The following is a 9,651-nucleotide window of genomic DNA, read 5'->3' as shown; positions in this document are numbered from 1 at the left end:
AGATGTGTATAAGAGACAGCCCCCATTCTCCCCATCCCTCTATGTCCCACACCATCATTCCACCTACCCCTCAATCCTTAATCGCCGCACCTTATCAGCCAGAACCCCACGATCGCCGCAATCCTAGCGTTTGGGATGCGATGTATTTAGATGCCGCGATTCCGGTTGATCCGGTGGCAAAGGCACACATGATTCGAGATTTGCGGAATTGGACACGCAATTATTTACTACTACCGATTAAGTTAGTGGCTAATGTGTCGCTGGGATTGATTATGACAATTAAGCGACTGTTGCCATTTCAGTTTAGTAATTATTGGCTGATGCATCGATCGGCCGCCTGGTTTCTCAATACCTTTGTATCACCGGAAGCCTGTTATTTAATTGTGCGACATCTCTGTCTGGGTTCCAACATTGTCAACTTCTTGATTGATAATGGGCCTGATCCCACGATCGAGAAATCCCAACTGTATCCCCGGACGGTAGCGGATCTAGCCGATAACGCCTTTCTCGAACATGATTTAATTTTGTATAACTTTGTCCTGGACTATGCCAAAGCTCAACAGGCGAATCCGAATTGGGTGCAACAAGTTCAGGAACGCGGCTTAAATTACGACAGCATTCAACCGATCGAAGTTGATATCGATTTCTCGCGGCGGGGTTTGCGGGTATTGGATCTGGAATCTGCGATCGAGTTATTTAAGGTGTTCTATTCGCTTTGTCTGACGAGTGATGAATTTGAACGGGCAGTGATCTCCCTGGAATTCGATGAAAACTTTGGCTGTTATGTCAGCGCCATTACCAACGATTACAACTGGAACCACATCATCACCAATCGTCATCCCCTAGCGCCCGAAAGTCCCTTTGGAGCCGCTCGACGCTTACTGTTACATGGCATTATTGCCGAATATTTGCATCGCTATTTGGAAATGCGGCAACAGATGGCACATCAATGACGATCGCTCACTGCCAAAAATCGGTGACATCGTAACCAAATTCCGCCAGCATGGTCCGCAACAGCGGCATACTCAGTCCAATCACATTACTGTGACAGCCTTCTAAGCGCTCCACAAATAATCCTCCTTTCCCTTCCAGCGCAAAACACCCGGCGCATTGCAACGGTTCCCCCGTGGCGACATAGGCGGCAATCTGCCGATCGCTGATGTTCGCGAAATAAACCCGCGTCACCTGACAGCGCATTTGATGTCTAAGTTCAGAACGGCGATCGCTGGGTAGCTCAAATAACGCATGGCCGGTGAATAGTTCCCCTACCTGTCCCCGCATCTGTTGCCACCGCGCGATCGCCTCAGTCGGATTAGCTGGCTTGCCGTGAATGTCACCGTTGATCGCCAATACCGAATCACACCCCATTACGAGTCGGGGGACAGCAGTGACCTCGCGGTTGAGTTGATTGGCAATCACTTCCGCTTTCCGCAGCGCCAGGGTTTTGACTAATACGGCGGGATCGGCACTCTGAATTTGATCCTCGTCGTAATCACTGGGAAGGACGATCGGCTCAATCCCGACCATTTGCAGCAACCTGCGACGGGCTGGCGAAGCGGAAGCCAGCACAAATTGAGGCAACGTCATTGGTTAATAGACAGAAAATGAACGGACAGCTTGTTCCAGAGGTTCTTTCATCTTTTCCCAGCGTTGTTCGGTGGTGGAGGCATTAAAGGTAAATAATCTGCCATGACTGACCGCCACACTCGCCAGGTTATGCCGCTGCTGCTCACCCACTTTCACGGCATATTCCAGCAGGTAATAGGTTTTGTCTCCTACTTCCCGCGCTTCCGCGTTGACCAGTTCTGCCTCTCGCCCCGAACCGGCTGGCGCGATCGCGTTTTTACCCAGCTTATAGCCCACTTCGCCCGGATCCCCTAAGTCCTTCAGGGTTTTGTCACTGGCAACAGGGTTAATCACCACACTGACATTTTCCGTTTGCTCAATAATGTCATGGAACACGACATCGGGGCCCTCGGACACCTGGACTGGCAACCAGCCATTCGGATAGAGAAATTGATAACCGTCTGTGGTGTCTACATAGCTCTTAAATCCAGCCACCGCAGATACACATCCTTGCAGGCTCAAACTGAGCACAACCAACACCATTATTGCAATCCGTTTGAGCATGTCTCCCTTTCCCGTTCGCCGTTTCTTTCAGGCAGAATAAACTTCACCACACCCAAGGGGCAGGTAACAACCGACCCCCTGCGCTTTTTATTTTCCCATCTTGGCGATCGAACTACCAAATCCCCAGGCGATTCTTACCGGGCATCACCTACAGTAGTATCCGCTAGAGTTCGGACGGTCAATACCTGGGGCGGCGTGGAGTCCGGTGGGTAAATAAAATCAACCTGTACTTCCTGTTGGCTATTTCCAGGCATCGTCAACTTGAGCAACGGTTCCCCTTCCTGTCCGCGCTGTTGTACCAGATGGACATAGCGGGTTTGCAGTGCCCCCCGTTCATCCTTATACCGGACTCGGACGGGGCCCCGGAAAAAGACTCGATTCTCCGGTGGCTTGAAAAACAGTAAGCCGCCCTTGTTGGCATCCTGTTTAATTGGAGTTTGAATTGCCAACGTTACCGTCTGAGCCTGCTTGGTTGGGTTTTTTAACGGTAGGGTGAGACTGTACTGCACTCCATAGTTGCCATTGGCTTGATACGCCGTATCGGGATAACGAACCAGCATTTGGGCACTTTGAATTTGCCCCGTTCCTAAGGTGCCTCGATATAAGGTGCTGATGCCATAGGAGAAGGCTTTGCCCCGTGGCGGAATGCTCAGGTGGTTCACTTTCGGAGTATCCGTCAGCTTGGCTTGCCATTGTGACCCTAGCGCTACTCCAGCCACGCGACCATAGAATACTCGCTCAATCACCGATTTTGTTTGACTGGAACCACTGGGGACTGGGGTAGGCGGAATATCGCGTGGTCCCGCCAGACCGCCATTCACGAGTAACGTCTGCCATTCATCCAGGGTGGGGACTCGCTCACCCCCATTAGGGTGGCGGGGGGCAAACATTGCCAGATTAGCAATATAGACTGGACCACTACTCTGTAATCGCAGTAAGGTCGATCGCCCATTCGAGGATGGCGTGACGCTGCCAACGGGAATCGGCAGATTCATTAACATCTGGGCTTGTTGCGGTGGGATTTGCAATAACGGAGTCCAACTCCGTCGCCCTCGCAGTAAATCATTGACAACGCGGCTACCCGGTCCCGCATAGACCGTCCCTAATGGATCCTCAACAAACGGCGGTAGGCTAGTAAACAGGGCATCCGGTCGAGTCAGGTAGCTTGCCCCTTGCAACACATCAATCCGGATCGGTTGGTTGGTTGGGTTATAGACTAATACGCCCTGAAATAGCGTCCGAGTCTCACTCGCGGTTCTGGCGCGGGCGATATGGTGGGAAAACAGATCAAACCGTCCTTGAAAAGGAAAATTCAGGTGGGCAGAGGGTACCAATTTTCCCTGAGGCGGAAAGGTGGAAAGCAGAATCCCTTCTGTCTGGACGATTTCCGGACTGTTACTGTTAAAGACAGGAACGGAATCCAGTTTACCGGGAAGTGGACGCACCTCTTGAGGATGGAAAACTTCCTGAACCGGGAGCTGCTCCTGGGGAGGCAGTTGTTCTGGCGGTAAAACCAGTTCTTGAGGAGGGGTGGCTCTTCTAGGGGGGATTGAAGCCGGCGACGGAGCCGGAACTGGCATAACTTGTGCAAGGGTAACAACTGAAAACAGCGACAGCATGAGCAGATTTGATTCAGTCTTGCGACGACTACAGCTTAGTTTGGGTAAAGAATCGAAAAGAACGTATTTAAACCAACCTCGTAATGTGATAACCCAGACAATCCTACAAGCAATTGGGCAAACAATGGCAGTAAAATTGCTTATGTGAATAAACTACCAACATAACAAATTAATTTGTTGGTATTGGGAGCATTTTGCAAAAGCCGTCCGTCTAGGGACAACAGTTTTGATAAGAGACAGAGGAACCTGATGCATTTAGTCTTCCCAGAAATGAATAAAGTTGAACGTTACCAGAGTCATTCCCTCGGACAGAAACTCTATCAGGGGGATTTGCGGTAAAGTAGTCAGCGATCGCGGGCGATCGAACCAGTGGGTAGCACCCCTGTTGATCAGCCTGATAGCGGTGGTGGAGCAAAGTTGACCAGATCACATATCCTGAAGGCATAGACTTGGGTTAGGTTTCAGTCGCATAGCTGAAATAATCTAGTCAATCGTCCGTTGCACCCCGAAACTTTATGCAAAACTTCTTTGGAAGAAAAACTTGACAAATCTGCGATCATTTCGTAAAAGTCAAGTACCTTACGGCTAAATCATCGCTCCAGTCAGCAGACACACCATGCCGTATGACAGTTAAACGCCATAGTTGATTCATCCTTAATCGGTTGTCAGAACAAAGAATTCTTATGTTGACTCGCATCACTCAACAATTTGGAACCGTATTCCTGGTTACAACCAGTATTTATGCTACCAGTTCCATCGTGCATCTCCATGCTGCCTCGGCAAATCCTGTTCTATTGATTGCTGCCGATTACTGTCAGGGCAGAACTCGGGATGGGCAGATTGAAGGTCGGGGTACGTGCAATTTTCCCAGTGGTAACCGCTACGAAGGTGATATGCATCAGGGGCGGCGGCAGGGACAGGGCACCTTTACCTTTAGTGACGGCACCCGTTGTACTGGCCTATTTCGCAATGATGTGCTGAATGGTAAAGGTTTGTGCATTTTTCCCAGCGGAAATCGCTACGAGGGCGATTTTTGGAATGGGTTACGTCAGGGCAGGGGCACGTTTACCTTTGCCAATGGCACTCGTTGTGAGGGCGTGTTTCAAAATGACCAACTGAATGGGTTTGGGGTATGTTCTTACCCTAGTGGTAATCGCTATGAGGGCACTTTTCAGGACAGTAAGAAGCAGGGACGTGGTGCCTTTACCTTGGCGAATGGCATTCGGTGTGAAGGTGAATTCATCAACGATGGGCTGAACAGTTTTGGTATTTGTCGGTTTCCCAATGGCGATCGCTATGAAGGGGGCTTCCGAGAGGGGCGGCAGAGCGGTCGGGGCACCTATTTCTTTGCCGATGGGACTCGCTTAGAAGGCATTTGGAATGGGGGGCGGTTCCAGCAAAGCCGCGCTAACTAAGCGGCGCTTAACCTGATGATTGCGATTCGTTAAGCAAATAGCGCAGATTTATTGCTGTTTGTAAGGATCGCTGTATCTTGCAATACCTCATCCTTTAGACTGATCCTCGATCCAAAGGTTCTTGCTCTAAAGGGTTTGAGTTTGTCATGCTTCAGCTTTCCTGGCACACAGCGCTAACCATCCTGTCTTTCTTTGCAGCGATCGCCGGAGTAGCGATCTTATTAAGTGATCAGCAGAAAAACCGTACCTATAGTGAAGCGACTGATCGTTTACTGTTTCTGAGCAGTTTTGCCTACTGGTTAGTATATTGTGCCGCCACCGGAGCGCAGACTTTGATCTCACAGGAATGGGAAGTCATGCTCCTCAGCGCTAAACTAACGGCGGTGATCTCCTACCTGTTAGCGGCTACCAGCGTCCTCAGCTTACCCTTGCACCGCTTCGCCACCCGCCAACCCGAAGAAAGTTAGATCATTACCGGGATTTGAGGATCTGAGCGATCGCCGCTTCTAAGGGAGATTTCTCTAAATCCGTGACGACAAAAACTTCCTGTACAGTCTTACCCTGACGGGCGATCAACTTAAATCCACCCCTGATTGGCACAGAGACTCGTAAGTGCAACTTAGGCGTATGGGCGCGGACGGAGCCAATTACACCGGGGGTAATGGTTTTAATGCCGTGATACCGAGTTAGGCGTTCGAGAATGGCGATCAGTCCTGGGATATGGGTTGAGTGGTTGAGTACCAGTCTGCCCCCCGGAGAAGCTTGACTCATTGGTTTACCCTACGCTGCCTCTAGCGGAGCCATGGTTAGCCCTTCCATGCCAAGCTGCATGTGATACAGTTCTGCCTGCTCCTGCGGACCTACCCAAACAACCGCCTGTCCTTCGTGATGAATTTTATCTGCCAGCTTCCAGGCGTGATCAGGATTCATGCCAGGAATATATCTGACCAGGCAGTTGACGACATGCTCGAAGGTATTGAAATCGTCGTTCAGGACGATCACTTTAAAGTTGGGATATTGCTGACGAATCGTTTGACTAGACCGTTCAGGAGCAACGGTGGGGGAAGTCGCCATCCCATAAAATCTCGCTGAGAGTGTCATAGCCATTGCCACAGTGCTTAAGGGAACTTAATAGAAAATTAGGATTTAGATCTAATCCTAACTTAACTAACCTCCTAATCCGCCCTCTTGATTTTATCTGACCAGGAAATATTAGGGCAGGTACCCCATTGTTAATCAAGCGAGTCGGGGAAAATTTACGGTAGGCTTTAACAAATTAATCTATCGAATTATAGAGTAAATTACAGCTAAACCTAGGTAATCAGATTTAGTTGCAGATTTCAGTCGTATTTTGATGAACTGAGAGATTTTTAGAAACCTGACGATCGTTTGCCTCGATTTGCTGCCTCAGTGTACAAGTTGAGTGGGCAGACTCGTGAGACACCATTGCCTGACGAGGATCAAGAGTTTTTGCTAAATCAAATTCACTAAATCAAATATTAGGAGTCTGAATCATGGCGAGCATCTTCCCTCGGTGTATGCTGGTCAACGCTGCGATCGTCTGTCTAGGAGGCGGCGTTTGCCATCAAGCGGCTTGGTCTCAAACTCTGCCCAACTCTGATCTGGAGGAGCCATTTCCCCTAAATCAGGTGACTGCTGTGGATCTGTTGCACCCGGAGATGGGAGAGTCATTGCTGATGGATCAGGTTACGTCTGTTGCCCAACTAACGGATGTAAGACCCAGCGATTGGGCATTTCAGGCATTACAGTCTTTAGTGGAACGGTATGGCTGTATTGTGGGCTATCCCGATCGCACCTATCGGGGCAACCGAGCTATAACTCGCTATGAATTTGCGGCGGGGTTGAATGCCTGTCTGGATAAGATTCAAGAGTTAATCACTGCCGGAACCGACAACTTAGTCCGCAAAGAAGATTTGCTCACATTCCAGCGATTACAGGAAGAATTTGCGGCGGAACTGGCGACTCTGCGAGGACGGCTGGATGGTTTAGAAGTTCGGACGGCGACCTTAGAACAGCAACGGTTTTCACCTACAACGAAATTAATTGGGCAGGCGATCGTCGCCGTTAGCGATACCTACGGCAATGCGGTTGGTAAAGATTCTGACCGATCGCAGCCGTTTCTGGCTGATCGGGTGCGGTTAAATTTTGAGTCCAGCTTCACCGGACGGGATTTGTTGCGGGTGCGGTTCCAGTTTGGTAATTTTCTGGCTGCCGATGGCTCTAGCCAGATTGGGGATGTCACCCGCACCAACATGACCCGCTTAAACTTTGATACCGATTTCGGCAATCTTGTCACCCTGGCACACCTGCGCTACTACTTCCCTGTAAGCGAGTCGGTTGCCTTTGTCGTGGGACCGGCAGGGATTGGCTATACCGATATTACGGACACCGTGACTCCCACCACGATTGCAGATGATGGTCTGGGGATTCCTTCCCTGTTTGGTGAATATAATCCCGTGTTCCGTCGGGGAGGCGGTGGGGGGGCAATTAACTGGAATATTAATCCTAATTTGGTGTTTACTGCCGGGTATTTAGCCTCGTCTCCCAATAATCCCAGTGTCAAAAATGGTTTATTTAATGGGGGCTACAATGCCTTAGCCCATCTGGTTTACTATGCCGACTGGGGCAGCATTGGGATTGCCTATTCCCATAGTTATGCCCCAGGTGGACAGGTAAATTTGACGGGGAGCACTGGCAGTATTCTGGCGGCTTCTCCCTTTGGCAATAGCATTGCTACCTCAAGTCACACGATCGGAATGCAAGGGTTCTATCGGTTTTCTCCCAACTTCCAAATTCATGCCTGGGGTGGCTATATTCAAGCGCAGGCAAAGAATGATGGCTTCAGCAGCCTCTCGAATGGTAGAGGGCGCAGTATCACTCGATTTGTGGATGATGGCGATCGGGCAAATATCTGGTATGGCGCGATCGGGCTATCGTTTCCGGATGTGGGTGGACGGGGCAATCTCCCCGGAATCGTGGTCGGTTTACCACCGCGAGTCACCAATAGTGATATCCGAGATGAAGCCGATCGCTCCGTTCATGTAGAAGCCTTTTACCGGATTCAACTCAACGATAATATTTCGATTACACCTGGGGTTTGGGCTGTCTTCAATCCCGAGAACAGCAGTGACAACGATACGCAGATTATTGGCGTATTACGGACTTACTTTTTATTTTGAGTCACCCGGCTAGCCACCAGCCAAATACTACCCAGTCCTATTAATCCCGGAGTCAGCCGATCTCCCCAACGAACATACAGGGTTTGGGTTTGACGGCGATCGATAGTTTCGGCATGAATCTGATATTCCTGCGGCTGTGATCGCCAGACAATTTTGCCGTGGGGATCAATCACGCCGGAGTAACCCGTATTGGTTGCCCGCACTGCCCAGCGATCAGTTTCGATCGCCCGCATTAGATCCTGGGCTTCATGTTGTGCCATCAGCACTTCACTGTAGGGATCAAGATTGGAGGCGGTAAGGATAAACTCGCCGCCGGAGGCTGCCTGTGCCCGAAATAATTCTGGAAACGCCGATTCATAACAAATACTGGCGATCGCCCGTCCAAACGGTGTATCAAACCGTTGGTCTGCCGTTCCCGGCTGCATACTGGTTTTAATCGGTGACAACCGTCCAATTACCCCACCCAGGATGTCTTGAAACGGAATGTATTCCCCCAAGGGCACTAATTTAATTTTGTTGTAACGGCTGAAGACGGCTCCCTGCTCAGTGAGGGTTAACAAGCTTTGAGTAATGCGATCGTCCTGCCGAAAAAATGTACCCAACCAGGCAATTACCTTTTGATCCACCACGGCTTGATAAAACGGATTCTGGGGTGCGGTTTGTCCGTCCCATAGTAGGGGCAATGCCCCCTCCGGAGTCAGGATCGCTTCTGCCCCCTGGCGTGCCAAAACTTCATAGCCAGTCACATAGCCCTCGATCGCGCGTTGTACTCCCGCCGGTGATAACTTGATCCGAGTCGGCACATTGCCCTGCACAATCCCGACCCGCAGCGATGATTCTGGTGACTGAACCAACGGACGACTAGACAACCAGCCCCCGATCGCATGTAGCCCGATCACGAGAAGGGCTACCAATCCCAATAACTGCCGCCAACCTGAAGTTGCCGATCGCGGTTCCCGATAAAGCATCCAGGCTTCTGCCAGCAATCCATTTACGGCGACGATCGCGGCTGTTACCGTTGCTGGACCGGACAACTGCCCTAAATGCAGAATCGCTAAATTCCCTGGACTCTGGGTATAGGAAAGTGCTGTCCAGTATAGCGATCCCAGGCTCCAAACCCATTCCAAGCCACACCAGAGGGCGGTGGCGATCAGGACGTGGCGGAGCGGGAGGGCAAGGGAAGGTGAGGAGGATGGGGAGGGTAAGGAGGATGGGGAAGAATCTACTCCCCTATCTCCCCTATCTCCCCTATCTCCCCTATCTCCCCTCTGTCTCTTATACACATCT

10 protein-coding genes are annotated in these 9,651 nt (G+C 50.5%); 4 read left to right on the top strand and 6 right to left on the bottom strand.

What is annotated here, in order from left to right:
- Positions 1-2: 2 nt before the first annotated feature.
- Positions 3-953 carry a DUF6999 family protein gene (locus ACN4EK_RS31380; RefSeq protein WP_431662376.1) on the top strand — a complete coding sequence of 317 codons (951 nt, stop codon included), beginning with the start codon at positions 3-5 and terminating at the stop codon, positions 951-953.
- Positions 954-960: 7 nt separating this feature from the next.
- On the opposite strand, the gene ACN4EK_RS31375 is transcribed toward ACN4EK_RS31380, so the two are convergent.
- The 3 genes from ACN4EK_RS31375 to ACN4EK_RS31365 all read right to left on the bottom strand — a co-directional run bounded on the left by ACN4EK_RS31375 (position 961) and on the right by ACN4EK_RS31365 (position 3,710).
- A complete protein-coding gene (locus tag ACN4EK_RS31375) occupies positions 961-1,587 on the bottom strand; it encodes a Maf family protein (protein WP_431662375.1) in 627 nt (208 codons plus the stop codon).
- Positions 1,588-1,590: 3 nt separating this feature from the next.
- On the bottom strand, positions 1,591-2,130 hold the full coding sequence (gene psbP, locus ACN4EK_RS31370; protein WP_431662374.1) for a photosystem II reaction center PsbP: 540 nt from the start codon (positions 2,128-2,130) through the stop codon (positions 1,591-1,593).
- A 134-nt stretch (positions 2,131-2,264) separates the two neighbouring features.
- Entirely contained in the window at positions 2,265-3,710 is a 1,446-nt protein-coding gene (locus tag ACN4EK_RS31365; protein WP_431662373.1) for a DUF3370 domain-containing protein, read from the bottom strand.
- Between the two features lie 722 nt (positions 3,711-4,432).
- Here ACN4EK_RS31365 and ACN4EK_RS31360 point away from each other — a divergent pair.
- A complete protein-coding gene (locus ACN4EK_RS31360; RefSeq protein ID WP_431662372.1) occupies positions 4,433-5,164 on the top strand; it encodes an MORN repeat-containing protein in 732 nt (243 codons plus the stop codon).
- 146 nt (positions 5,165-5,310) lie between these two features.
- The gene (locus tag ACN4EK_RS31355; protein WP_431662371.1) at positions 5,311-5,631 is read left to right on the top strand and encodes a hypothetical protein; all 321 of its coding nucleotides are present in this window, start codon (positions 5,311-5,313) and stop codon (positions 5,629-5,631) included.
- 4 nt (positions 5,632-5,635) lie between these two features.
- Here the strand turns inward: ACN4EK_RS31355 and ACN4EK_RS31350 are convergent, their stop codons facing one another.
- Positions 5,636-5,935 carry a DUF2103 domain-containing protein gene (locus ACN4EK_RS31350; RefSeq protein ID WP_431662370.1) on the bottom strand — a complete coding sequence of 100 codons (300 nt, stop codon included), beginning with the start codon at positions 5,933-5,935 and terminating at the stop codon, positions 5,636-5,638.
- Between the two features lie 9 nt (positions 5,936-5,944).
- Positions 5,945-6,271, bottom strand: coding sequence for an ATP-dependent Clp protease adapter ClpS (gene clpS, locus ACN4EK_RS31345; RefSeq protein ID WP_431662369.1), 327 nt, complete (start codon positions 6,269-6,271; stop codon positions 5,945-5,947).
- A gap of 407 nt (positions 6,272-6,678) precedes the next feature.
- Here clpS and ACN4EK_RS31340 point away from each other — a divergent pair, with 407 nt between their 5' ends.
- Positions 6,679-8,364, top strand: coding sequence for an iron uptake porin (locus ACN4EK_RS31340; protein WP_431662368.1), 1,686 nt, complete (start codon positions 6,679-6,681; stop codon positions 8,362-8,364).
- Here ACN4EK_RS31340 and lnt read toward each other — a convergent pair.
- Positions 8,349-9,651: apolipoprotein N-acyltransferase (gene lnt / locus ACN4EK_RS31335; RefSeq protein WP_431662367.1), on the bottom strand; the 1,303-nt coding region annotated here is incomplete at its 5' end. The two genes, ACN4EK_RS31340 and lnt, sit on opposite strands and share 16 nt — an antisense overlap.

It is taken from the genome of Pantanalinema rosaneae CENA516 (assembly GCF_050753385.1).
Lineage (GTDB): Bacteria > Cyanobacteriota > Cyanobacteriia > Leptolyngbyales > Leptolyngbyaceae > Pantanalinema > Pantanalinema rosaneae.
Note: the sequence above shows the minus strand (reverse complement) of the source record. Positions and strands in the feature narration are given on the sequence as shown.